This window comes from Streptococcus sp. 11273D007BT (genome assembly GCF_053547195.1).
In genome coordinates this window covers 1,376,934-1,400,991 of record NZ_JBPWPE010000001.1, presented here as the reverse complement: position 1 = coordinate 1,400,991, position 24,058 = coordinate 1,376,934, and the positions used below count along the sequence as shown (strand labels likewise).

The following is a 24,058-nucleotide window of genomic DNA, read 5'->3' as shown; positions in this document are numbered from 1 at the left end:
CAAAACCTGACATGGATTTGTTAGGTTTTAGGTATTATTCACTTATTTTTATCGGCAGTAAAAGAGGAGGAGATAGCTCGAAAATGTTGGTCTAAATCAAAGATAAGATCAGATGTGGCAAATTCTTTTAGCCGATTTAGGTAGCAATCTATCTCTTTGATATTGATTTTTTCTCTAAGGTAGAGGCTTTCAAGGTTGAAGAAATCAATCCAAATTTTCTCATGCATGGTATCTGAAGATAAGAGTGGTCGAAGGGTTGAGATAAAGTATTCTAAGTGGAAAAAATCACGTTGATCAAGGAAGTGGTGAATCAACCTAAGAAGTGTATCGTGAAAGAGGCGGTGGTAGGTAAAATCTTTCAAATAGATTTGTCCTATTTCATATTTTAACAAGCCTAAAATAGATACTTCATAATATTTCGACTTGTTTTTGTGAGCAACAGAAGACATGTGACAACTCAAAAGAATATTAAGCTTAATTAAGTTCAGTAGTTTTTTGGAAATATTTACTATGTAATCCTAGGCGAGGATAGGTATGCAGAACTATTTCATTATCTTTGTGTTATTGATTTATTTGTTTATTGTAGTGTTCTTGATACTGTGATTTCATATTATATTCTCCTAGAACTTCAAATACTTGCAATGCTTGTTTCATCTTCTTTATGCCATTCTGATCCTTCTTTTTAAATTCAAAATATCCACATGTATATAAGAAGACGGTCTGTTCATAATAGTTCAATTCATTGTTTAATAACTTTTCAATCTTTTTGATTAGAAAAGTACAATTTTGAAATTCTCCTTTATCAATACTAACAACAAGGCAATTAATTGCTAATTGTGTAACAAGTCGTTTATTTGTCTTGTTTAATGTTGAGTAGATATAATGTTTTAACATTTCTTTTGTTAATAAAAATGCAGAGTTATATTGAATGGTTCGTATACAATTAGCTAGTAATATAATCTCATAATACCCCCAATCTTCAACTTTGAATAGATAGTCAGTCAATTCTTCTAAGTCTGCCTCAGATGGTGAAATATTATTATCTAATGTATAGATTATTGATTTTACCATGGTTTGTTCTAATGCATTGAGATGATAAAATGTTGAATCAGAGAGTAAATCTTTTAGGTTATTAACATTTTGCAGTAAGTATTCTTTCCGGATATACTGTACTAGATTACCAAAAGATATTGTTTGAGCGTATTCGGTATCGTGAAGAATAAGAAACTCCTCCAAAGAGACGTGTAATTTATCTAATATATTGATGAGTCTAATACAAGATATTTCAGATTCTCCTCGTTCGAATCTGGAAATTTGCGATTTAGAGAGATGTTCATCTGCAATGGAACATAAGCTTATTTGTTTACTTTTACGTACTTTTCTAAGTGTTTGACCAAGTTCAGATTTCATAATTCCCACTTTCACAACAAAAATTTTAATATTTTTTATTTATTATACAATAAATAAAAATGAAAGTGAGTAATAATATGAAAAGATATCAAAATTTATACCAATCCTAATAATAATCATGGATATTATTAGGATTGCTGGTAGATAAAACGCTTAGGTGGACACCTAAAAGTATTTTGAGAAAATATTTATTCTTATACAAATTCAATTTTTACAACAGAAGTAAATTTCTATGGGCTTGATAGAGAAAAATATTTCAAAAAAAATAGGATATGATAAGGAGTTTTATATGAGTCTTGCATTAATTTTATCACTGTTAACAATTTTTATTTGTATTGTGAAATCTAATAAGAAATAAGCAAAAATAGTTCATGATATCTTTGCGAGGTACTTAGAAGGTATTCAAGGAAAGTCATAACTTGAAAACAGCAAAGGTTGAGCGACAGAGCTCAACCTTTTTTTACTGATGTGGTAAAATAGAAGAAAGTAAGTATGAAGGATAGAGAAAATGATAGATAGAAGAGATGACAATACTTTTAAATTAGTATCAAAATATGCCCCATCAGGTGATCAGCCTCAGGCGATAAAAACCTTGGTGGAAAATATTGAGGGGGGGGAAAAGGCTCAAATCTTACTAGGTGCAACTGGTACAGGTAAAACCTACACCATGAGTCAAGTGATTGCACAGGTAAATAAACCGACGCTTGTTATCGCTCACAATAAAACGCTTGCTGGTCAGCTCTATAGTGAATTTAAAGAGTTTTTTCCAGAAAATGCTGTAGAGTATTTTGTGTCTTATTATGACTATTATCAGCCAGAAGCCTATGTACCATCAAGTGATACCTATATTGAAAAGGATAGCTCTGTGAATGATGAGATTGATAAATTGCGCCACTCAGCCACATCAGCTCTTTTAGAGCGCAATGATGTTATTGTTGTGGCATCCGTTTCTTGTATTTATGGTTTAGGGTCACCTAAGGAATATTCAGATAGTGTGGTTAGTCTCCGTCCTGGACTTGATATTTCTAGAGATCAGTTATTAAATGACTTGGTTGATATTCAATTTGAGCGGAATGATATTGACTTTCAGCGTGGGCGTTTTCGTGTGCGCGGAGATGTGGTTGAAATTTTTCCAGCTTCTCGAGATGAGCATGCTTTCCGCGTTGAATTTTTTGGCGATGAAATTGATCGTATTTGTGAGATTGAATCACTGACAGGACAAGTTTTGGGAGAGGTGGATCATCTTGCGATTTTCCCTGCGACCCACTTTGTGACCAATGACGAGCATATGGAAACTGCAATTGCTAAAATTCAAACTGAACTTGAGGAGCAGTTGAAGTTATTTGAAAAAGAAGGAAAGCTTCTGGAAGCTCAACGCCTTAAACAACGAACAGATTATGACATCGAGATGTTACGTGAGATGGGCTATACCAATGGGGTTGAAAATTATTCTCGTCATATGGATGGGCGAAGTGAGGGGGAGCCTCCCTATACTTTACTTGATTTTTTCCCAGAAGATTTTCTTATTATGATTGACGAGAGTCATATGACTATGGGGCAAATTAAAGGAATGTATAATGGTGACCGCTCTCGTAAGGAAATGTTGGTTAACTATGGTTTTCGTTTGCCATCAGCGCTAGATAATAGACCGCTACGTCGAGAAGAGTTTGAAAGTCATGTTCATCAGATTGTCTATGTATCTGCAACCCCTGGTGACTATGAGATGGAACAAACCGATACTATTATTGAGCAGATTATTCGCCCAACAGGTTTGTTGGACCCAGAGGTTGAGGTTCGTCCTACTATGGGACAAATGGATGACTTGTTAGGTGAAATTAATGAGCGTGTCGCAAAAGGAGAGCGCACATTTATCACCACCCTGACTAAAAAGATGGCGGAAGACCTGACAGATTATCTCAAAGAGATGGGAGTCAAGGTTAAATATATGCATTCGGACATCAAAACCTTGGAGCGAACAGAGATTATCCGTGATTTACGCCTTGGGATATTTGATGTTCTTATCGGGATTAACCTTTTACGTGAAGGAATTGATGTGCCAGAGGTTAGCTTGGTTGCCATCTTAGATGCTGACAAGGAAGGCTTTTTGCGCAATGAACGTGGTCTTATTCAGACGATTGGTCGTGCGGCACGTAACGCTCAAGGTCATGTGATTATGTATGCAGATAAGGTAACGGACTCTATGCAAAAAGCTATGGATGAAACAGCTCGTCGTCGAGAACTTCAGATGGCTTACAATGAAAAACATGGTATTGTACCACAGACCATTAAAAAAGAAATTCGTGACCTCATCAGCGTGACGAAAGCAGTAACTCCTGACCATGAGGAAACTGTGGACTTTGATGCTCTTAACAAAGAAGAGCGTAAAGCTATGATTAAGAAATTAGAAGGTCAGATGCAAGAAGCAGCCGAACTTCTTGATTTTGAGTTGGCAGCACAGATTCGTGACATGATGCTAGAATTAAAAGGGATGGGATGACAAGTTTTCAAAAATACTAATAATAGAAAAACCGTTTAGAACTTTTGTTCTAGACGGTTTCTTTAGTTTCAACTTGTGCTTGAGCTTCTTTGCCTTGATCAAGCAGGGCATTGATGATTTTTTTGTCTCTCAGTTTGACAGAATCATTGATGGTTTCAGCTGATTGAACAATAGCAGTTTCTAATTCATGACGTTTTTGACGACCTTGTTCAATTGCTGCGATGATGCCATTGTTTTGCTCTACTAGACTTTCAGCTAACTTGGTCACTGACTGAATTGAAACAGTTGGATTTTGAGCAGAACGCTCCATCATTGGAATAGCTTCTTTAGATGTATCTGCTAGCATTTGAAGTGCTGCGTTATTGGCATTAACAATAGCATCTGCTGTGATACTAGATTTTAGACTTTGTTGCATGATGCCTAATTGTGCGATGGAGAGTTTCATAGTTGGAATCGTGTTGCGACGTAACATCCCGAGGCGTTGTTTCATGTCAGAGGATACTTTGACGAGATTACGCATCTGCGGGGTGGTGGTCCATGCGACATAAAGACGGCTCATATACTCAGTATGCTGTTGTTCAAGTGTATTGGCCACTTCGGTGAGACGTGCTAGCTTTTCTGTTTGGACTTGGTAGTCAACAGAAGTGGTTGGTAGAGTTTGAAGGTGGCTTTGTAAGTCTTTGGCACGTTTTGCTGTTTCTTGACTGGAAGATTCGATAAAAGCAATAACACCAACTAAGTTTTCGATAGACTTAGTATTGTTTTCGATTAAGAGTTCAGCTGAGACGATGTTACGAGACAGAGTTTCCTCTTGTTTGACGACGCTTGCTGCCATAGAGTCCATTTTTTGTTCAATATTTTGTGAATCAAAATAAAATTCTTGCAGACTGTTTTTACTTTGTTTAAAGAGTTTTTGGAAGAAATTTGGTTTTTTCTCTAATTCAGCTGTTGTGGAAATATCTTTATATTTTGCAACGAATCCATTTAATTCTCGGTTAGTATTTGCCAAGAGCTCATCGACTTGAGGGATTTGGATCTTTTTTTGTTCTGATAAGATGTGGTTGACTGTCGCATTGACTTCCTCAACAGCTTCCTTACCGAAGTCCAGCAGTGCATTTTGATTAGTTACAAAATGATCAACGAGTTGAGGGGTCTTAGACTGGATAGCTGTTTGTTGCTCGTTGGAGAGTTGGGCTAAAAATGAAACCTTGTCACTTTCTGTTGCAGAGGTATGTTGAATAATTTCAGTTGTCTTATCACTTGTATTAAGGCTATTGTTGGCAATTTGGTCAATGTCAAAGTTAAAATCAGTCATTAGGCATCATATCCTTTCTCTTGTTTTTTCATCATCATACGAAGACTCACTTCAAAATCTTGCATATCAGCTTCATTAAATTGTTTGAGTGTGTCGTCAAGCTCTTGATCAAAGTTTTCTAAAGCTTGCTTGGCTAAGTTCAAACGCTCTTCTGCATTAAAATAGTCTTTTGGAGATTGCTTAATTTTTAAATAACCTTCCAAAATATCATTAAAACGATTCATATTGGCTTCGTGAATGGCTGTTAATTCTTCTTGATTGTGAAGATCCATTTTGGAAATTTTATTTTGGATTGCTACATGATCACTTTGAACATTTTGATAGGTCGCAAAAATTTCAGGAGCTAGAGAAAAAATTTGACTCTCGTATGGATCTGTCACGGGATTGTTGGGGGAGGAGTCGCTATTTTGCTCAAAGCTAGGAGCTTGATCTTGGAGTTGGTATTTCAAGTGTAGGGTATCTACTGCTTCTTGATAGGTATAATCGTCAAGGTATTTCTTCGTTTTATTTGTTAATCCTTCTAACTCACGAAGATTATTGATCAGTTTAGCGGTAAGGTTACGGCTAGCCTTTGAATCCCCTTTTTCTTCTAAGAGGTGTTGACGTTTTTCATATCCTGAATGAATCGTATAAATGAGTTCACGCAGGCGTTTGATTTCATCCCGTAATAAGAAAGCATGAATCTTGTCACGATAAAAGAAGTAGGCAATGGCAAATCCGACAGGAATAACGATGTACCAATAAGTGACCAAGATGCCAATCGCAAAAAAGAGCAATAAGCATCCCCAACCATCGAGATGACTTTTCTTATAGTTTTTATACTTCTTTCCCATAACTTCTCCCTTATGTTCTCATTTGTATGGAAATATTATATCATAAAGGAAGAACTAAGGGATTAAAAAGTAGGAGGCGTGATGAGTTTTTACATTTCCTATCTCTATTTTGTTGAATATAAAAGTTTTTTATTTATATTTATTCAAAAAATACTTGACTTATGAATAAATATAAAATATAATGAATATATATTAAAAAAGGAGATAACAAAATGAAGTGGAAAATAAAGACATTTTTAGTAGGATTGGGAATTTTAGCGGTGACGAGTTTGACAGCTTGTAGTAAAAGTTCAACGGAAGATCTTTCATTAAAAAACATCGAGGAAAAAGGAACGATTACAGTTGCTATGAACCCAGAGTTTGCTCCCTTTGAGTTTAAGACATTGGTCAATGGAAAAGATACTATTGTGGGAGCAGATGTAGAGTTAGCTAATGCTATTGGAGAGAAATTAGGTGTTAAAGTCAAGTTTTCATCAATGAGTTTTAATAATGTTTTGGCTAGCCTTCAGTCTGGAAAAGCAGATATTGCCATTTCAGGGATTTCGGCAACACCGGAACGTGCTAAAGTTTATGACTTTTCAAAAACTTACTATGACTCCGTTAACAAAGTAATCATAAAAAAATCTGATTTGGAAAAATATACAGATGCAAGCTCTTTGAAAGATCAGTCTGTAGCGACTCAGAAAGGAACTATTCAAGAGACGATAGCTAAAGAGCAACTAAAGGGTGCTAAGGTAGTTTCTCTGGTTCAAAATGGCGAAATGATCAATGAATTGAAATCTGGCCAGGTTGAAGCTGTTGTTTTTGAAGAACCGATTGCCAAAGCTTATGTTGCTAAGAATGATGATTTAGTTATTGCTGATATTGATTTAACATCAGAGAAGTCAGATGCTTATGCCGTAGCTATGCCAAAAGGAAGTACAGCCCTAAAAGCTAAGATTGATGAGGTCATAACAGAGCTTGTAGATTCTGGGAAAATGGATCAACTTGTCCAAGAAGCCTATGACTTATCAACAAAATAAGATGAAAGGGTTTGGAGTCCTCACTCTCCAAGCCTTTTAAATTCTCAAAATACAGGGGTTTCGTATTTTTAAAAAAATAGTCAAAAAGATGGCAATGTACTTGACTTTTTGAATAAATATAAGTAAAATGAATAAAGATTAATAAAAAAGAAAAGAGATAACTATGAAATTGAAAAAAATTGCTTTATTAGGTCTAGCTGCCCTTACAACGCTTACTCTAGCAGCTTGTGGCTCTTCATCTAAGGATAGTCAAGCTGCTATTAAAGAAAAAGGAAAGCTCGTTGTGGCTATTAGCCCAGACTATGCCCCCTTTGAGTTTCAGTCTTTAGTTAATGGAAAAAACAAAATTGTTGGTGCCGACGTTGAATTGGCACAAGATATCGCGGATGAACTTGGTGTTGAACTAGAGTTGTCATCAATGAGTTTTAATAACGTCTTGACAAGTTTGACTTCAGGTAAGGCTGATATTGCCATTTCAGGGCTTTCTTATACCAAAGAGCGTGCAAAAGTCTATGATTTTTCTGATGTGTATTATGAAACAGAAAATGCCATTTTGGTTAGAAAATCAGAACTGGATAAGTATACGTCTTTAGATGATTTGGCTGGCAAAAAAGTTGCTGCCCTTAAGGGAGCGATCGAAGAAACTTTAGCGAAAGAGCAATTGACAGACTCTAATATTGTTGGTTTGACAGCGATGGGAGAAGCTATCAATGAGTTGAAATCAGGTCACGTTGATGCTGTTACCCTTGAAGCGCCAGTTGCTGCAGGTTACATTGCTAAAAATGATGATATTGCTCTTGCAAAAGTAGCCCTTAAAGTTGAAGATGGAGATGCTAAAGCTATTGCTATGCCAAAAGGTAGCGATGAGTTGAAAAAGACCATCAATAAGGTTATTGAAAAGGTCAAATCAGAAGACAAGTATAAAACTTATATTGAAGAAGCTGCTAAGCTAACTGAAGCTGAGTAGTCAGGTAGTGATAGTCATTAACAGTCACCTTGGAAGTGTGTATTCTTCTGAGGTGATTTTTTTGCCATACCTTTACTGTATTAACCAAGATTAGTGAAATCATAAGTCCTTTAATAACGAGTTCTGAAACTGTTTTTATATTGGTCTTTCTTTTTGCTAATGGACAGGGGTACGGTGAGATGAAACAGTTGGACGATGTTCAACAGTTTTTATTTATTTTGATGTCATACGATCTTATGCAAGAGTTTTGAAAAGTGATATAATAGACACATGTTTAAAAAACCAACATCTGCTTATGTACATATTCCTTTTTGTACGCAAATTTGTTACTATTGCGATTTTTCAAAGGTGTTTATCAAAAATCAACCTGTTGATGCCTATTTGGATGCCTTGTTAAAGGAGTTTGCTTCTTACGATATTAAGCATTTAAAAACTCTCTATATAGGTGGAGGAACACCAACAGCCATATCTGCTCAGCAATTAGACTATCTTTTGAAGGGCTTAACAAAGCATTTGGATTTGTCTTATTTGGAAGAGTTTACGATTGAGGCAAATCCAGGAGATTTGACAGACGATAAAATTGCTGTTTTAAAAAAATCAGCTGTCAATCGGATTTCACTCGGGGTTCAGACGTTTAATAATAAGCACCTCAAGCGTATCGGACGCAGTCATAATGAAGAACAGATCTACACCACCATTTCAAGTTTGAAAGAAGCAGGCTTTCATAATATTTCAATTGATCTCATCTATGCTCTCCCAGGACAAACAATGGATGATGTCAAAGAAAATGTTCAAAAAGCTTTAGCTCTTGATATTCCACATTTAAGCTTGTATAGCTTGATTTTAGAAAAACATACCATTTTTATGAATAAAATGCGACGTGGCAAGCTAAATTTACCAAGTGAAGACAGTGAGGCGGAGATGTTTGAATACATCATATCCGAACTAGAAAAAAATGGTTTTGAACATTATGAAATTTCTAATTTTACAAAGCCAGGATTTGAGAGTCGTCACAACTTAATGTATTGGAACAATGCAGAATATTTTGGTTGTGGGGCAGGCGCTTCTGGTTATCTTGAAGGTGTTCGTTATAAAAATCATGGTCCTATTCGCCATTATCTAAATGCGGTTGAGGCGGGTGATGCGCGTGTGACAGAAGAACATCTGAGCCAAGTAGAGCAGATGGAAGAAGAAATTTTTCTTGGTTTGCGTAAAAAGTCAGGGTTCTCTATTCAAAGTTTTGAAGAAAAATTTGGACACAATTTTAGTCAGCGTTACGGTGTTGTTGTAGAGGAACTTTGTCAAAATGGTCTCTTGCAAATTGAAGGAGACAGGGTACGCATGACGAAAAAAGGGCTTTTTCTAGGGGATACTGTAGCAGAAAAATTTATAGTGGAGTAGTGAGATGGGAAAACGATTTTGTCAAGATTATCAAGTGACCTTTAATGATTGTGATGTGACAGGGCAGTTTAAGTTGCCACAGTTAGTTTCGCTTTTGTTGGAAGTCTCAGCTCAGCAGTCTAAAAATCTAGGTCTAGGTGATGAGGAGCTTTTTAAACGGTATAATTTGATTTGGATTGTGACCGATTATGACATGACCATAACACGTTTGCCAGCCCTATCAGAGCATCTTCGACTGGAAACAGAAGCTTTATCCTATAATAGGCTGTTTTGTTACCGTCGTTTCAGTATTTTTGATGAGGATCATCAAGAAATTGTTCAATTGATAGCAACTTTTGCCTTGATTGATTTTGATGAGCGCAAGTTACAAACAGTACCAGAAGATTTGATTAAGGTTTATGAGGCGACAAAAAGTAAAAAATTATTACGAGGACCTAAGTATCACTCTATAGAAACACCTATGTGTCAATCTTATCAGGTATCTTATTTTGACTTGGATTTGAATGGACATGTGAATAATAGTAGGTATCTTGAGTGGCTATATGCTAACTTTGATTTAGACTTTTTGAGACAGCACTATCCTAAAAAGCTCCATTTACATTTCAATAAGGAAGTCTATTATGGTCAGACTGTTGAAAGTTGCTTAGTTTTGGACAATAACTTGAGTCAACATGAGATTAGAGTTGATGGACAAGTTCATGCACAAGCACATATTGAATGGAAAGAAAGAACCTGACTAAGAAGTTAGACTGGGCTATTAAGCGAAGAGTTTAAACAGAGACTGGAGAAAACTTGCTGTTACAACTGATTGAAAGCACACATCAGAACACTCTAGAAGTTTTTTGATTTGAACATTTGAAAACAGCAATTTGATGAAGGAGAAATAATGACATATAAAGGGTATTTAATTGATCTAGATGGAACAATCTATAAGGGAAAAGATAGAATTCCAGAGGGCGAGGCTTTTGTTCATGAATTGCAAAAGCGTCAGATTCCTTATGTTTTTGTGACTAATAACACCACAAGAACACCTCAGATGGTACAAAGGCTCTTATCTGAGCAATTTAATATTGATACCCCAATTGAAACCATCTACACCGCAACACTCGCGACCATTGATTATATGAACGATATGAATCGTGGAAAAACGGCCTATGTTATTGGGGAGACTGGACTTAAGACAGCAGTACAGGAGGCAGGATACCAAGACGATACCGAGAATCCTGCTTATGTGGTGGTTGGGCTAGATACTGATTTGACCTATGAGAAGTTGGTAACCGCAACTTTAGCTATTCAAAAAGGAGCGGTTTTTATTGGAACAAATCCTGATCTGAATATCCCAACCGAGCGTGGGTTATTACCGGGTGCAGGAACTATTATTCATTTAATTGAAAAAGCTACCAGAGTAACTCCTGTTATCATTGGAAAGCCTGAAGCCATTATCATGAATAAATCTTTAGACCGTTTAGGTGTGAAACGAGAAGAGGCTATTGTAGTTGGCGATAACTATTTGACAGATATTACTGCAGGGATTAAAAATGACATTGCAACACTTTTGGTAACAACTGGATTTACTAAGGCAGAGGAAGTGGCAGACTTACCGATTCAACCGAATCATGTGTTATCAAGTTTAGCGGAGTGGCAGTTTGATGAAGACTAAACTGCAGCTTATTTCCAGCTTGCTTTGGCTCTTAGCTTGCTCGATTCTTTTAACCATATATGGTATTTGGCTTATCTATCCTCTAGAGGTAGATTGGCTTCAGTTAGTTGACGTGGTGTACTTAAGCAAGAAAACAATTTTGTATAATTTTAATCATCTGATGACTTATCTGACAAATCCCTTTCATCAAACACTTTCCATGCCTGATTTTAGAAGTTCATCAGCTGGTTTAAGCCATTTTTCAGATGTGAAGAGTTTATTTCATCTAGTACAAGCTTTAGTGCTTCTTTTAGTGCTCCCAGCTTTGCTTTTTTTCAAACATCGTCGAAACGAACAAGATTTATGGCAATATCAGAAAATCTTTTTCATTATGCTATGTCTGCCTCTTGTCTTTGCCTTATTGGGAGTTGTTGTTGGCTTTGATCAATTTTTTACTCTCTTTCACTTGCTCTTATTTCCTAATGACGATACTTGGTTATTTCAACCTAGCCAAGATCCTGTGATTTGGATTTTACCACAAGCCCTTTTTTTACATGCTTTTCTTCTTTTTTTCTGCATTTACGAAGGGGTTTTTCTCATACTTTATCTAAAATCTAAATCTTTTGAAAAAAGAACAAAGAATTGAAAACGCTTGCTAAAGAAAGGTGAAAAGTGCTATAATAATGGTAGATAAAAGTAGGGATGCTTCTTAACCAGAAAGGAGGCCTACCATGCTAAAAATTATGATAGCCGTTGCTATTTTACTAATTCTTGAAGGGCTTGGGTTGACTTATTTTAGGGGAGTTTTCGACACTATGAAGCGCTTCAAAGATGTGACAGGTGAACCTATTTCTCATCAGCTAGTGGATTGGCTGGGATTTGGTCATCTTCATTAAGAAGAGGCTGGAGATTAAGTCCAGCCTCGCTTTTTAGGGTTCGTATTTTTACACCCAAAATCTGATTATTAACGACTGATGCGAATAGAGTTTTCTTCATTTCCCCCTTAAGCTGTCTTCTGGATAGTTTAAGCTGAAGGTTTGGAAGTGAGGGGGAACTCTTTTTGACTAGTCAAGTTTTTTTCACTCCCTTTGTTTTCAGAAAATAGATGTTTCTTTTAGAAAATTATGATAAAATAGAAAAAAGAAACAAAGAGGTGACAAGATGGAAAAAACATTTTTTATGATCAAACCAGATGGTGTCAAACGTGGCTTGATCGGTGAGGTATTGCATCGTATTGAACGTAGAGGATTTGTCATTGAAGAATTAGATATGCGGATGATCACACAAGACTTGTTGGAAGAACACTATTCAGAATTGGTGGACAAGCCTTTTTTCCCTAGTATTGCCGAGTTTATGATGAGTGGTCCAGTGGTTGCGGGAATTATCTCAGGGCCAGAAGTTGTGAAGTCTTGGCGTGAGATGCTAGGGGCAACCAACCCTCTAGAGGCACACCCTGGAACTATTCGTGGTGATTTTGCGACTGCACCAAATGGAGGTTCTATTCAAAATATCGCACATGGATCAGATTCTTTAGCATCTGCAGAGCGTGAAATTGCGATTTGGTTTGGAAAATAAAGTAGCATGATGAGGGGGGAGCTTTTTTCCTGCCCTTTTTATGTTATAATAATACTATTGATAAAAATGTGACAAGGAAGAAAAATGGACATCAAAGAACTTAAACAACGTCAAGAGAAGATTCGTAACTTCTCTATTATTGCCCATATTGACCACGGAAAATCAACCTTAGCAGACCGTATTCTTGAGAAGACAGAGACTGTTTCAAGTCGTGAAATGCAAGCTCAACTATTGGATAGTATGGATTTGGAGCGTGAGCGTGGCATCACGATCAAACTAAATGCTATTGAGTTAAATTACACTGCTAAAGATGGAGAAACCTATATTTTTCACTTGATTGACACCCCTGGTCACGTGGATTTTACCTATGAAGTCTCTCGTTCTCTAGCGGCTTGTGAGGGAGCGATTTTAGTGGTCGATGCTGCTCAAGGAATTGAAGCACAGACTCTTGCTAATGTTTATTTAGCACTTGATAATGATTTAGAAATTCTACCTGTTATTAATAAAATTGACCTTCCAGCCGCAGATCCTGAGCGCGTGCGTACAGAGGTGGAAGATGTCATCGGACTCGATGCCTCTGAAGCTGTTCTTGCATCAGCCAAAGCAGGCATTGGGATTGAGGAGATTCTTGAGCAGATTGTGGAGAAGGTACCAGCTCCTCAAGGAGATGTCGAAGCACCTCTTCAAGCGCTTATCTTTGACTCGGTTTATGATGCTTATCGTGGCGTTATTTTACAAGTACGTGTCGTCAATGGTATGGTTAAGCCAGGAGACAAGATTCAGATGATGTCAAATGGCAAAACATTTGATGTAACAGAAGTTGGTATTTTTACCCCTAAAGCAGTGGGGCGTGAGTATTTGGCAACGGGGGATGTTGGCTACATCGCAGCTTCTATCAAGACAGTTGCAGATACCCGTGTCGGAGATACCGTCACTTTAGCAGATAACCCTGCGACAGAGGCTCTATCAGGTTATAAGCAAATGAACCCTATGGTTTTTGCAGGGCTTTATCCGATTGAGTCTAACAAGTATAATGATCTAAGGGAGGCTTTAGAAAAACTCCAACTTAACGATGCCAGTCTGCAGTTTGAGCCAGAAACTTCTCAAGCTTTAGGATTTGGTTTTAGGTGTGGTTTCTTGGGATTATTGCACATGGATGTTATTCAAGAGCGCTTGGAACGTGAGTTTAATATTGATTTGATCATGACCGCTCCATCTGTAGTTTACCATGTTAATACTACTGATGGTGAGATGCTAGAAGTTTCAAACCCATCTGAGTTTCCTGACCCAACACGTATCAATTTCATTGAAGAGCCCTATGTTAAAGCACAAATCATGGTACCGCAAGAATATGTTGGTGCGGTGATGGAGCTTGCTCAACGCAAACGTGGTGATTTTGAAACCATGGAATATATCGATGATAACCGTGTTAATGTCATTTATCAAATCCCACTGGCTGAGATTGTCTTTGATTTCTTTGACAAATTGAAATCATCAACACGTGGTTACGCTAGCTTTGACTATGAAATTTCAGAGTATCGTCGCTCACAATTAGTTAAAATGGATATCCTTCTTAATGGAGACAAGGTCGATGCTCTTAGCTTTATCGTCCACAAAGAGTTTGCTTACGAACGTGGAAAACTCATCGTTGATAAGCTCAAAAAAATCATTCCACGTCAGCAGTTTGAAGTGCCAATTCAAGCTGCAATTGGTCAAAAAATTGTGGCGCGTACAGATATCAAAGCGCTTCGTAAAAATGTCCTTGCCAAATGTTATGGGGGTGACGTTTCACGTAAACGTAAACTCCTTGAAAAACAAAAAGCCGGTAAAAAACGCATGAAAGCGATTGGTTCCGTTGAGGTGCCACAAGAAGCCTTCTTATCTGTTCTTTCAATGGATGAAGAGCAAAAATAGTCAAAAAGGAAGTGGAAAAGAACGTGACAAATTGAAAATGAGTTCCTCTTACTTCCAAATCTATAGGTTCAGGCAACCTTTGAGGGTTGGACTGTAGAACACGACCCGAAGAGAGTTGCTTTGAAAAATTCTATCTCCGAGTTTTAACAACCCACTGGATGGTTACCCCCATCAACCACTAGGCTGAGATGTTGACACGAACTCTAAATAAAGAGGTTGGACTTTGAGTCCAACCTCTTTATTTATCTTAATCTTTCAGTTCTTGTTGTGTTTTGCTTGTTAGGACATCTTTATCAAAAGTAAGGACGATTGTGGCATCGCCATTTTTACGCTTAATACCAGTTTGCCAGTAAGCTGTCTTGGTGTTTTCACCATCTATAATCATTTCGCTATAGCCATCTGGATTGCCAAGAGTTTTAACAGCATCTGCATAAGACAGATTATCAGCTAAAGCATTAAATTCTTTTAAACCGATTTTTGAGGTACGATTGTAAAGATAGCCTTGAATTTCTTTGTGAACGACTTTGTTTTTAGAAAAAGTAAGGGTAATCGTAGTGGATTTCTTTTCCCATGTCATAATTTCAGTTTCGATACCATAAGAATCATCTTTTTCAGACTCTTTTGGCTCTCCAAGTAATTTTTTAACATCGTCAAGAGAGCTGCCCTCAGGGTTTTCTGCCATCATATCGCCAACAGTGATTTTATCAAATAGTGCACGCCACTTAGTTTCTGCTTTGGTACTTTTATTGTTTTCTTCAACAGTTTTCGCATCGTCAGCATAGACCACGTCTGCTTGTGGCAATAAAATAGCTTCCAATGCAGGGGAAGTGGCTAATAAACCTAATGCTAATAGACTATAAATTTTTTTCATGATAACTCCTTTTCGTTCAATACTAGATTATTATAGCATGGATTTATGTCAATATTGTGTCATAAGAGTAACAATTTTAAAGGTGGGCAAGTTGCAAATCATATTTATACAAGATATAATGTTGCCTATGAAAAAAGAATTTCTTATCTCAGTGTTATTGTTTTTTATGCTAGCAATTTTATCGGCTTGTCAAAAACAATTATCAGAATCAAAACAACCCTATCATTTGACTGTAAAAGATAACTGGTCAAACGATTTGCAGACAATTTCTTGGAATGACGAGAAAAAATATTATGATATTTATTTCCTACATTCAAAAGATGGTGCCTCAAACCCTTTTGGTGAAAATGGGCAGGACTGGTATCATACAACAACAAGTGACTTTATCACCTATTCCCCTCAAACAAGTGCGATTTCAGCACAAGGCGGTCACAAGACTCAGGGATTTCGATCGGCTTGGACAGGCTCTGTCATCACTAACAGTAGAGGTCTATTTAAAGATATTGCACCTAGCGGGAAAATAGCTTATATCTCAGGCTTGAAAAAAGACGATGGTAGTCAGAATATATGGGTACTTTGGTCGGAAGACGGCAAACGCTACTCGCATGTCTTAAATGGTGGTAAGCCTATTTTAACCATCTCCCTGTCAGCTAATCAATCAGATTTTCGAGACCCCTATGTCACCTATTATAAAGATGAGTTATTGATGTATGTGGCAGAAGGTGATGTTATAGGAGTCTATCGCTCAAAAGACGGGCTTAACTGGTCAAAGGCTGATCAAAAAGGTCAAAGCAAGATTTTAGCTTCTACTTTTTTTAAAGGAAGAACATGGGATGGAAATGCACCTGTTGAGTGTCCAGTTATCAAAACCATGCAAACCTCTGATGGAAAAGAAAAGCAGATCCTCTTTTTTGGTGCCAAAGATGCCTCAAAAGGTGAAACTACAGGGACCTACTATACGGTAGGGCGTCTTGATGAGAATGGACTTTTTGTGGCAGAAACCAATACTAAACGCTTAGACTTAGGCTCAGATTATTATGGGGCTAATTTTTCTGGTAGTGAAACGTTAGATGAAGTCAGTGACGAGCTGGTTACAATGGGATGGATAGGCAACTGGAATTACTCTGCCAAAGGGATTCACAGCGATCAAGAAGCTAAGAGCGATTATATTGACCATTTGGGTACTTATAGTTTAGCAAGACAGCTAACATTAAATCCTGATCTTACCCTAACACAGACTGTGATCACCAATAAAACTACCCTTCAAAAAGTGTATAAAAATATTACAGTACAACAGCCAATCTCACAAGATCGCAAAGCTTTTGAAAATACTCGAAAAGATGGTACAAGGGCATATGGTTTAGTGGACTTAGCTCATCAGCCCTCTCGTCAAAGGTACCAGTTGATCGCTGAAACCCTGCCGTCAGGTAAAGTTTATCTTGATATTTGGCAAGGAGGAGATTATATGAGGATGCAGATCGATATGGACCAAGAAATCCTACAAGTTAGTACACGAGCTGGTGAGTTGGATAATGGCTTAGAAGGACAAGTGTCGTCGAGCTATTATTATGATGGTCTTTTAGGTGATGGAGAGGGTTATCAAGTATCATTTGATAAAGCTCAGTGGAAGACCTTTAAAGTAGATATCTTTACAGATGATCGCGTTGTAGAATTTTTCTTTCCAGATGGTCAGTCCTATACTTTATCACGTTTTTCTAATCAAAATCATCAAGATGTCAAACTTTATACGACAAATGAGAGTCTTATACTGTCATTATTGGTGTTAAACTAATACTTGACAAATATATATATATATATAATAGAAATTAGAAAAATTTTTAAGAAAGTATTGGAGATGAATATGCGTAAAAAAATGCGTAAGTCAAAGAAAAACTGGATTGTTGTCAGTGCGGCAGCTGCAAGTTTATTTGTAGCGGGAACGGCAACAGCAGCAGCTGCTGATACAGTAGAATCAACGGCTCCAGCTACAACGGCTACCACAGATGCAACCACAACAGAATCAACTACCACTGATACTAGCTCAACAACAGTTTCAGAGGCGGCTACTTCTGAAGCAGGAACGACAGCTGTTACAGAATCAGTAACTTCAACAACAGCGACATCAGAAGCAGCTACTAGCGAAGTAGCCAGTGCTGTTAGTGAAGCAACAAGTACCGCTAGTGAAACAGCAGTAACAACAAGCACTGCAGCGACATCAGAAACAGCTACTAGTGAATCGGCAACTTCAACAACAGCAACAAGCGAAGTAAGCTCAACAACTGCTACAACTTCAGAGTCAGTAGCGGCATCATACGGCTTAACAGATGAAGCTTATGCCATTGCAAAAGAAGCAGGTTTGGATTTAAATACACTAACAGATGCTCAAAAAGTTGCTTTGAATAAAATTAAACGTAATCTGACAGCGGAAACAGGTTCTCAGATGACGTACAAGCAATTTGAAGATATCGCTAATACTCTAATTGCGCAAGACGAACGTTATGCAATCCCTTACTTTAATGCTGCGGCTATTAAAAATATGGCAGCAGCGACAACCAAAGATGCTCAAACAGGTGAAGTTGCTGACTTAGATGTTTGGGATTCTTGGCCAGTTCAAGATATTAAAACAGGTGAAGTGGTCAATTGGAATGGCTACCAACTTGTTGTAGCCATGATGGGGATTCCAAATACAAATGATAATCACCTTTATCTTCTTTATAATAAATATGGAGATAATAACTTTGATAACTGGAAAAATGCAGGGGCTATTTTTGGCTACAACTCTACTGCATTAATTCAACAATGGTCAGGTTCAGCTGTGGTAAATAGTGATGGAAGTATCCAACTTTACTACACACATGTTGACACAAGTGATAATAATAGTAACAATCAGCAACTTGCAACGGCTACATTGAATCTATCATACGATGATACGGATGTTTATTTGGTTTCAGTTGAAAATGATACCGTATTGACTCCAGAAGGTGGAGATGGTTACTATTATCAAAGTTACAAGCAATGGCGCGAGACATTCACTGGTGCAGATAACATCGCCATGCGTGATCCACATGTGATTGAAGATGAGGACGGAAACCGTTACCTTATTTTTGAAGCAAGTACAGGAACTCAAAATTATCAGGGTGAGGACCAAATTTATAATTGGGCTAACTATGGTGGAGATGCAGCTTATAACGTTAAGAGTCTGTTTACTATTTTAGAAGATTCTGATATGTACGAACGTGCGAAGTTTTCTAATGCAGCAATTGGTATTTTGAAGTTATCAGGAACTGAAAAAAATCCAACCATTCAAGAATATTATACTCCACTTGTTAGCTCACCAATGGTTAGTGATGAAATTGAACGTCCAAATGTTGTGAAGCTAGGAGACAAATATTATTTATTTGCAGCTTCAAGATTAAACCACGGAAGCAACAACATTGCTTGGAATCTTGCTAACTCAGTTGTTGGTGATAACGTTGTGATGCTGGGTTATGTTTCAGATTCACTAACTTCAGGTTATACACCACTTAACAATTCTGGTATTGTTTTGACAGCTTCAGTACCAGCTGACTGGCGCACAGCAACTTATTCTTATTATGCTGTGCCAGTAGAAGGGTCATCAGATACGTTGCTAGTTACTGCCTACATGACAAACCGTAATGAAGTTGCAGGTAAAGGAAACAACTCAACTTGGGCACCAAGTTTCTTAATTCAAATTCTTCCTGATAATACAACACGTGTTCTAGCTAAGATGACAGAACAAGGTGACTGGATCTGGGATGAATCAAGTGAAACACAAAATACTGTAGGAACATTTGAGACATCTTATTTACCAGGTGAAAATGATGGCTACATTGATTGGAGTGGTATCGGTGGTTACGGACTAAAACCACACACACCTTACTACCCAACAACACCTGAGCAACCTGTTACCCCAGAACAACCAGTAACACCAGAGCAGCCTGTTACTCCAGAACAACCAGTGACACCTAGCGTACCATCTCAACCATCTAGTCCTAAAGGATTAGGTCATAACGATGGTTTCCCACCACGTGCAACTCGTACGCAATCAGCATCAGTTTTACCAAATACAGGTGAAGCAACTAACCCACTTCAAGCGTTAGGTTTAGTGATGATGTCTATCGTTGGTGCTTTTGGTGTGTCAACTTACCGTAAAAAACACTAATTTTAGGAATAATAAAACTTAAAAAGTTAGAAAAAGATTTGGCTTAAGTCAGCTAAATCTTTTTCTATTTTTCTTGGTGACTAAAAAGCCTCCACTAGCATATTAGCTAATGGAGTTTTTGTTATTTAGGGAGTATCAAGGTAAAGACAGTTTGCTCTGATGTAGATGAGACTGTAATGTCACCGCCATGAATTGATATGATTTCTTTAGTGATAGCTAGTCCAATGCCGTGCTGACCATCTTGTCCTTTATAAAATCTATCAAATATGTGTTCTAGACCCTTTTCTGGAATTTTCGGGCCATCATTTTTGATGATAATTTGAAAACAATCATCGATTTCAAGACTACAAATAGTGATAGTTGACCGTGCGTATCGGATAGCATTAGATAAGATATTGGTGATGGCACGTTCTAATTTTTCTTCATCTCCTTGAATGAAAAGATAATCTTCCAACTTATGAACAAAGTTTAATGACCGTTCTTCAGCTAAACTTTTTAAACGCCAAGAACAATCCAAAATGAGTTCTTTGGTATTGATTTCCTCAATATGAAGTTGACTTTGGTTACCTTCTAATTTTGATAAAAGTAAGATGTCATCCACCAATTTTGTCATTCGCTGACTCTCATCTAGGATAATTTGAGCAGATTCTTTAGGATTAGTCTCGATGCCTTCTTTGATAGCTTCGGCATATCCTTGAATAGACATAAGTGGAGTTCTAAGCTCATGTGAGGAATTTTGGAAAAAATAGCGCTGGCTAGCTTGACTTTGTTCAATCATGTTGGACATTTCTTGAACGGTATCTGCTACTTGATTAAATTCTTGATAAGCTAGTTTTGATATGTTATCTGTTTTTTCACGACGTCCAACTTTTAAGATGAAGTCCCTCAGAGTTTGAAAGGCAGTATCAATTTTTTTGGCGGTCAAAAAAATCAATACAAAGGCTAATCCACCGGTTAGCACCATTAGTCCAAGTAACAGGTTATTGATTAAGTTTAGAAAATCTTGGATGGGTGTAATATTGGTATAAACTAATGCAAGATGACTAGCATCATCGCCATCATCATCATCTTTTGAGTCAGTGACATAGTAGTCTGAAATAGCCCCCCAATATTCTTTAGCTTTAAGATAGTAACTACTCCCATCTATCGTCACAATAATTCCCTTCTCAGCTTCTAGTTGATGCTCGATATCATCTTCTTCGTTAGAGAGAAATTTTAAGAGCTGTTTAGAAACTTTTTTTTGCTTACTATCATTCGACGATATTGAGGAATACTCTTCTTCAAAATCATCAGTTGTGATCAGGTATTGGGTTGAAAAGATGGCTTGATTTTGATTGGAGGTATCTAGTTGCTGGCTTGTACCTGTACTTTGATAAAGTTGATCTAACGTATCAAATTGTTGAGAAATTGCCGAAGCTGTACTGGTCTCAATGTATTGGCGGATAGTAAGGTTGAAGACCAAGAAGATTAGAATAAAAGCAAGGACCAAGCTCGTTAATGGGATGAGAAATAAACTGGTTTTAAGTCTAGGATTGAAAAATTTTTTCATTTTGTCTCCTTTTTTTCAATCAGTTTAAAACCAAATCCCCAAACGGTTTCAATAAAAACATGACTATCAACTGCCCTTAGTTTTTTTCGTAATCGTTTGATGGTGTCATCAGTGACGCGTGTTTCGACATCGCTATCGTATCCCCATACCTTTTCTAATAACTCTTCTCGGGATAGAGCTTTTTCGGCATTCTCCATTAAAAACTGCAACAGTTGAAATTCAGTGTTGGTTAAGTGGAGTTCTTGCTGATTATAAAAGGCAGTTCTCTGATCAAGAGAAAGATGTAAGTCCCCAAGACTTATTTCTTGTTGTGATAGGGGAGGTGTTTTTTCAAGTCGGTTTAAGGTAGCTTTTACTTTTAAGGTTAGTGCAACAGGAGAAAATGGTTTGGTAAAGTAATCATCTGCTCCCATAGTAAAACCTGTCATGTAATCAGCATCGCTATCTCTAGCTGTTAGAAGGATGATAGGGATATCGGATTGTTTGCGGAGTTGAGCTACTAGACTAAAGCCGTCAATCCTAGGCATCATGACGTCGGATATGACAAGATCAGCTGGTTCTTGATTAAAACGTTGTAATAAAGCGTCCCCAGTTTCAAAACTCAATACTCTAAAACCTGCATCTAATAAGAAATTTTCGATGAGCTGGCGAATATTTTTTTCATCATCTGCAACATAAATTAATTGGTTCATAAGTTCTCGCTTTTTATTGATTTATTCCATTAAATGCTAAATGATTATCTTTGTCAAGTCAAAGGATTCTTCTTGTAGTATAATAGGAAGAAAAACAAGGAGTAAAATGATGACCAAGGAAATTATTGAGGAAATTTTGTCTTTTCGTGATGCAAGAGGCTGGGGGGAGGCACATAGGCCACGTAATTTGGCGAGTTCTATTGTGATTGAAGCATCGGAATTATTAGAAAACTACCAATGGGGAGAAGATTTGGCAGATGAAGTCAACGTCAAAGAAGAAATTGCTGATGTCCTTATCTATACTTTCTTGCTGACAGAGAAGTTGGGGTTAGATATTGAAACCATCATTCGAGAAAAATTAGTCAAAAATGCCATCAAATACCCTCTACCAGAACAAGAAAAACAATCTTGATGGGAGTTTTAAAAAAAGATATAATAGAAAAAATATTTTGGAGGTTTTATAGAATGATTAAACGTGCTAGCTGTGAGGATATTTCTGCACTTGAAAATTTATTAGGACAGGTTCTTTATGTTCACCATCTTGCTCGCCCAGATTTATTTAAACCAGAGGGGAGTAAGTTCAGCCGACAGGAGTTAGAAGAGCTTTTAGAGGATGATCAAAAACCTGTTTTTGTATTTGTAGATGAAGAAAATCGTGTTTTAGGGCACCTTTTTACCATTATTCAAGAGCATGGAGGACTTGCAAAAGAGTCTGTTAAGACCCTATTCATTGACGATCTGTGTGTGGATGAAACTGCTCGAGGTCAAAAAATCGGGGAGAAGCTCTATCAATATGCCTTAGCTTATGCGAGAGAAATTGGGTGTTATAATGTTACTTTAGACGTTTGGAATGCCAATCAAGGAGCTTTACGTTTTTACGAACGTCTTGGTTTAATTCCTCAGATGACGGTTATGGAGCAAATTTTAGATTAGGAGCTAAAATGTGAATTATATTAATTACCTAAAAGAGAATGGTACAAAAACATTTGATGAATTACCCTTGACAGAGGTGGATATTGCTATTATTAATGAGTTGGGCTATCTTCCCTTTGAGCAAGGAGATGGTTTAGATTTGGATTTTAGTCAACCGATTATCCTCAGTCAAATCTATCAAGAGCATCGTCAGAAGATTGAGGCGATTGTTCCAGATTTTTTGGCAACCAAGGCTAGATTGGAGCTTTTGCTTGAGGTGTGTCAGACAAAACGTTTTATAACTTTAAGCCTTTCACATTATACAAATGACATCAGCCATGAATATGAAAAGCAGTTTGCAGCGATGGTGTTTTCTCTTCCAGAAATCCATCATCAGCAAATTGTTTATCGTGGGACGGATGACTCGATTATTGGTTGGAAAGAAGACTTTCAGATGACGTATATGAGAGAAATTCCAGCTCAACGTTCAGCAAAAGCCTACTTGCAAATGGTTTTACCTTCATTGTCAGGTAGGGTGATTCTTTCAGGCCATTCAAAAGGTGGAAACTTAGCCGTTTATGCGGGAGCCAGTATTTCACACGATTTACAGGATAAAATTAGCTTAATTTATATGTTAGATGCTCCAGGACTTCATAAGGAGGTGCTAAGCAGCCCATCCTATAAAGCTATTCGTTCTAAGATTATTGCTCTTCGTCCTAAAGAATCTTTAGTGGGAATTTTGATGGAGTCTGATGTTGAATGTAAAATCATCGAGAGCCAAGCAAGAGGGATCTCACAACATGCTGTTGAAACATGGGAGATTGAAGGAGATGTCTTTCAGACAGCAGAACAAGCAACAGAGATGAGTTTGATTTGTGAGAAGATTTTTAAAGAGTGGAATCAGACCCTTACTCGCCAAGAATTGAAGTTATTGGTGGATACGGTATTTGATTTCTTCTTGGATGCTGGGGTAGATAGCTTAAATGACTTTTTACAAGATGGACGAACAACATTTTCTAAGTTATTGTCAGCAAATAGTAATCTAGACCCGAAACGCCGAGAGGTTTTAGTGAGGTCAGCTAACCTCTTGTTAACCTTGTATGCTAGGGAGTGGCAAGAAAAAATAAGGCAAGATCGACCAGTTTTTAACTTGCCTATTACTTTTCCCCGATTTCCTTTGTTAAGACAGGAAAAAGATGTCGATGAAAGTCAGTCTGAGAGTGAAAAGAAATCAGATTCCTAATGCTTCTGGAGAGAATTTTCTTTTTACTCTCTTTT

At 37.3% G+C, this 24,058-nt stretch carries 22 protein-coding genes; 15 read left to right on the top strand and 7 right to left on the bottom strand.

The features are described 5' to 3' along the window. Positions 1-38: 38 nt before the first annotated feature. Both ACEE75_RS07185 and ACEE75_RS07180 read right to left on the bottom strand, forming a co-directional pair. A complete protein-coding gene (locus ACEE75_RS07185) occupies positions 39-449 on the bottom strand; it encodes a hypothetical protein (RefSeq protein WP_354368781.1) in 411 nt (136 codons plus the stop codon). 112 nt (positions 450-561) lie between these two features. After that, positions 562-1,410, bottom strand: coding sequence for a helix-turn-helix domain-containing protein (locus ACEE75_RS07180; RefSeq protein WP_354368783.1), 849 nt, complete (start codon positions 1,408-1,410; stop codon positions 562-564). Between the two features lie 508 nt (positions 1,411-1,918). Between ACEE75_RS07180 and uvrB the strand changes: the two genes are divergently transcribed. After that, positions 1,919-3,907: an excinuclease ABC subunit UvrB gene (gene uvrB, locus ACEE75_RS07175; RefSeq protein ID WP_354368785.1), complete on the top strand. Its 1,989-nt coding sequence runs from the start codon at positions 1,919-1,921 to the stop codon at positions 3,905-3,907. Between the two features lie 49 nt (positions 3,908-3,956). Here the strand turns inward: uvrB and ACEE75_RS07170 are convergent, their stop codons facing one another. After that, positions 3,957-5,222 carry a toxic anion resistance protein gene (locus ACEE75_RS07170; RefSeq protein ID WP_354368787.1) on the bottom strand — a complete coding sequence of 422 codons (1,266 nt, stop codon included), beginning with the start codon at positions 5,220-5,222 and terminating at the stop codon, positions 3,957-3,959. Next, positions 5,222-6,055 carry a hypothetical protein gene (locus ACEE75_RS07165; RefSeq protein ID WP_447574135.1) on the bottom strand — a complete coding sequence of 278 codons (834 nt, stop codon included), beginning with the start codon at positions 6,053-6,055 and terminating at the stop codon, positions 5,222-5,224. Before ACEE75_RS07165 ends, ACEE75_RS07170 begins: the two co-directional genes overlap by 1 nt. Before the next feature lie 212 nt (positions 6,056-6,267). Here ACEE75_RS07165 and ACEE75_RS07160 point away from each other — a divergent pair, with 212 nt between their 5' ends. The 9 genes from ACEE75_RS07160 (at position 6,268) to lepA (ending at position 14,573) form a co-directional block, all read left to right on the top strand. After that, positions 6,268-7,077, top strand: coding sequence for a transporter substrate-binding domain-containing protein (locus tag ACEE75_RS07160; RefSeq protein ID WP_447574136.1), 810 nt, complete (start codon positions 6,268-6,270; stop codon positions 7,075-7,077). A 163-nt stretch (positions 7,078-7,240) separates the two neighbouring features. Next, positions 7,241-8,044: a transporter substrate-binding domain-containing protein gene (locus ACEE75_RS07155; RefSeq protein WP_447574137.1), complete on the top strand. Its 804-nt coding sequence runs from the start codon at positions 7,241-7,243 to the stop codon at positions 8,042-8,044. 270 nt (positions 8,045-8,314) lie between these two features. Then, positions 8,315-9,445 (top strand): radical SAM family heme chaperone HemW, encoded by a 1,131-nt coding sequence (gene hemW, locus ACEE75_RS07150; RefSeq protein WP_447574138.1) that lies wholly within the window; start codon positions 8,315-8,317, stop codon positions 9,443-9,445. 4 nt (positions 9,446-9,449) lie between these two features. Next, positions 9,450-10,181: an acyl-ACP thioesterase domain-containing protein gene (locus ACEE75_RS07145; protein WP_447574139.1), complete on the top strand. Its 732-nt coding sequence runs from the start codon at positions 9,450-9,452 to the stop codon at positions 10,179-10,181. Positions 10,182-10,331: 150 nt separating this feature from the next. Further along, entirely contained in the window at positions 10,332-11,105 is a 774-nt protein-coding gene (locus tag ACEE75_RS07140; protein WP_447574140.1) for a TIGR01457 family HAD-type hydrolase, read from the top strand. Then, complete coding sequence (locus ACEE75_RS07135) at positions 11,095-11,730, top strand: TIGR01906 family membrane protein (protein ID WP_447574141.1); 636 nt, start codon at positions 11,095-11,097, stop codon at positions 11,728-11,730. The genes ACEE75_RS07140 and ACEE75_RS07135 overlap by 11 nt, the downstream gene beginning before the upstream one ends. Positions 11,731-11,815: 85 nt before the next feature. Continuing rightward, on the top strand, positions 11,816-11,980 hold the full coding sequence (locus ACEE75_RS07130) for a hypothetical protein (RefSeq protein ID WP_354368803.1): 165 nt from the start codon (positions 11,816-11,818) through the stop codon (positions 11,978-11,980). A gap of 265 nt (positions 11,981-12,245) precedes the next feature. After that, positions 12,246-12,659: a nucleoside-diphosphate kinase gene (gene ndk / locus ACEE75_RS07125; protein WP_427895689.1), complete on the top strand. Its 414-nt coding sequence runs from the start codon at positions 12,246-12,248 to the stop codon at positions 12,657-12,659. Positions 12,660-12,743: 84 nt separating this feature from the next. After that, entirely contained in the window at positions 12,744-14,573 is a 1,830-nt protein-coding gene (gene lepA / locus ACEE75_RS07120; protein ID WP_354368807.1) for a translation elongation factor 4, read from the top strand. 247 nt (positions 14,574-14,820) lie between these two features. Here lepA and ACEE75_RS07115 read toward each other — a convergent pair whose 3' ends face one another. Continuing rightward, on the bottom strand, positions 14,821-15,444 hold the full coding sequence (locus ACEE75_RS07115) for a DUF3862 domain-containing protein (protein ID WP_447574142.1): 624 nt from the start codon (positions 15,442-15,444) through the stop codon (positions 14,821-14,823). Between the two features lie 127 nt (positions 15,445-15,571). Here ACEE75_RS07115 and ACEE75_RS07110 point away from each other — a divergent pair, with 127 nt between their 5' ends. Both ACEE75_RS07110 and ACEE75_RS07105 read left to right on the top strand, forming a co-directional pair. Further along, a complete protein-coding gene (locus ACEE75_RS07110; protein WP_447574143.1) occupies positions 15,572-17,236 on the top strand; it encodes a glycoside hydrolase family 32 protein in 1,665 nt (554 codons plus the stop codon). 69 nt (positions 17,237-17,305) lie between these two features. Beyond that, on the top strand, positions 17,306-19,627 hold the full coding sequence (locus ACEE75_RS07105; RefSeq protein WP_447574144.1) for a glycoside hydrolase family 68 protein: 2,322 nt from the start codon (positions 17,306-17,308) through the stop codon (positions 19,625-19,627). Positions 19,628-19,748: 121 nt separating this feature from the next. On the opposite strand, the gene ACEE75_RS07100 is transcribed toward ACEE75_RS07105, so the two are convergent. Both ACEE75_RS07100 and ACEE75_RS07095 read right to left on the bottom strand, forming a co-directional pair. Beyond that, positions 19,749-21,176, bottom strand: a complete 1,428-nt coding sequence (locus ACEE75_RS07100; protein WP_447574145.1) for a sensor histidine kinase — start codon at positions 21,174-21,176, stop codon at positions 19,749-19,751. Continuing rightward, positions 21,173-21,868 carry a response regulator transcription factor gene (locus tag ACEE75_RS07095; RefSeq protein WP_447574146.1) on the bottom strand — a complete coding sequence of 232 codons (696 nt, stop codon included), beginning with the start codon at positions 21,866-21,868 and terminating at the stop codon, positions 21,173-21,175. Before ACEE75_RS07095 ends, ACEE75_RS07100 begins: the two co-directional genes overlap by 4 nt. A gap of 109 nt (positions 21,869-21,977) precedes the next feature. On the opposite strand from ACEE75_RS07095, the gene ACEE75_RS07090 reads away from it, so the two are divergent. From ACEE75_RS07090 to ACEE75_RS07080, 3 genes are read left to right on the top strand one after another with little or no spacing between them, the layout of a single operon-like run. Then, entirely contained in the window at positions 21,978-22,280 is a 303-nt protein-coding gene (locus ACEE75_RS07090) for a nucleotide pyrophosphohydrolase (protein ID WP_447574147.1), read from the top strand. A gap of 53 nt (positions 22,281-22,333) precedes the next feature. Then, a complete protein-coding gene (locus ACEE75_RS07085) occupies positions 22,334-22,801 on the top strand; it encodes a GNAT family N-acetyltransferase (RefSeq protein ID WP_447574148.1) in 468 nt (155 codons plus the stop codon). 10 nt (positions 22,802-22,811) lie between these two features. Then, the gene (locus tag ACEE75_RS07080; protein ID WP_447574149.1) at positions 22,812-24,023 is read left to right on the top strand and encodes an Mbeg1-like protein; all 1,212 of its coding nucleotides are present in this window, start codon (positions 22,812-22,814) and stop codon (positions 24,021-24,023) included. Positions 24,024-24,058: the final 35 nt, after the last annotated feature.

Excerpts from the sequence above, each read along its gene's own strand:
- ACEE75_RS07185 (WP_354368781.1), bottom strand. The coding sequence starts at position 449 with ATGTCTTCTGTTGCTCACAAAAACAAGTCGAAATATTATGAAGTATCT.
- ACEE75_RS07180 (WP_354368783.1), bottom strand. The coding sequence starts at position 1,410 with ATGAAATCTGAACTTGGTCAAACACTTAGAAAAGTACGTAAAAGTAAA.
- uvrB (WP_354368785.1), top strand. The coding sequence starts at position 1,919 with ATGATAGATAGAAGAGATGACAATACTTTTAAATTAGTATCAAAATAT.
- ACEE75_RS07170 (WP_354368787.1), bottom strand. The coding sequence starts at position 5,222 with ATGACTGATTTTAACTTTGACATTGACCAAATTGCCAACAATAGCCTT.
- ACEE75_RS07165 (WP_447574135.1), bottom strand. The coding sequence starts at position 6,055 with ATGGGAAAGAAGTATAAAAACTATAAGAAAAGTCATCTCGATGGTTGG.
- ACEE75_RS07160 (WP_447574136.1), top strand. The coding sequence starts at position 6,268 with ATGAAGTGGAAAATAAAGACATTTTTAGTAGGATTGGGAATTTTAGCG.
- ACEE75_RS07155 (WP_447574137.1), top strand. The coding sequence starts at position 7,241 with ATGAAATTGAAAAAAATTGCTTTATTAGGTCTAGCTGCCCTTACAACG.
- hemW (WP_447574138.1), top strand. The coding sequence starts at position 8,315 with ATGTTTAAAAAACCAACATCTGCTTATGTACATATTCCTTTTTGTACG.
- ACEE75_RS07145 (WP_447574139.1), top strand. The coding sequence starts at position 9,450 with ATGGGAAAACGATTTTGTCAAGATTATCAAGTGACCTTTAATGATTGT.
- ACEE75_RS07140 (WP_447574140.1), top strand. The coding sequence starts at position 10,332 with ATGACATATAAAGGGTATTTAATTGATCTAGATGGAACAATCTATAAG.
- ACEE75_RS07135 (WP_447574141.1), top strand. The coding sequence starts at position 11,095 with ATGAAGACTAAACTGCAGCTTATTTCCAGCTTGCTTTGGCTCTTAGCT.
- ACEE75_RS07130 (WP_354368803.1), top strand. The coding sequence starts at position 11,816 with ATGCTAAAAATTATGATAGCCGTTGCTATTTTACTAATTCTTGAAGGG.
- ndk (WP_427895689.1), top strand. The coding sequence starts at position 12,246 with ATGGAAAAAACATTTTTTATGATCAAACCAGATGGTGTCAAACGTGGC.
- lepA (WP_354368807.1), top strand. The coding sequence starts at position 12,744 with ATGGACATCAAAGAACTTAAACAACGTCAAGAGAAGATTCGTAACTTC.
- ACEE75_RS07115 (WP_447574142.1), bottom strand. The coding sequence starts at position 15,444 with ATGAAAAAAATTTATAGTCTATTAGCATTAGGTTTATTAGCCACTTCC.
- ACEE75_RS07110 (WP_447574143.1), top strand. The coding sequence starts at position 15,572 with ATGAAAAAAGAATTTCTTATCTCAGTGTTATTGTTTTTTATGCTAGCA.
- ACEE75_RS07105 (WP_447574144.1), top strand. The coding sequence starts at position 17,306 with ATGCGTAAAAAAATGCGTAAGTCAAAGAAAAACTGGATTGTTGTCAGT.
- ACEE75_RS07100 (WP_447574145.1), bottom strand. The coding sequence starts at position 21,176 with ATGAAAAAATTTTTCAATCCTAGACTTAAAACCAGTTTATTTCTCATC.
- ACEE75_RS07095 (WP_447574146.1), bottom strand. The coding sequence starts at position 21,868 with ATGAACCAATTAATTTATGTTGCAGATGATGAAAAAAATATTCGCCAG.
- ACEE75_RS07090 (WP_447574147.1), top strand. The coding sequence starts at position 21,978 with ATGACCAAGGAAATTATTGAGGAAATTTTGTCTTTTCGTGATGCAAGA.
- ACEE75_RS07085 (WP_447574148.1), top strand. The coding sequence starts at position 22,334 with ATGATTAAACGTGCTAGCTGTGAGGATATTTCTGCACTTGAAAATTTA.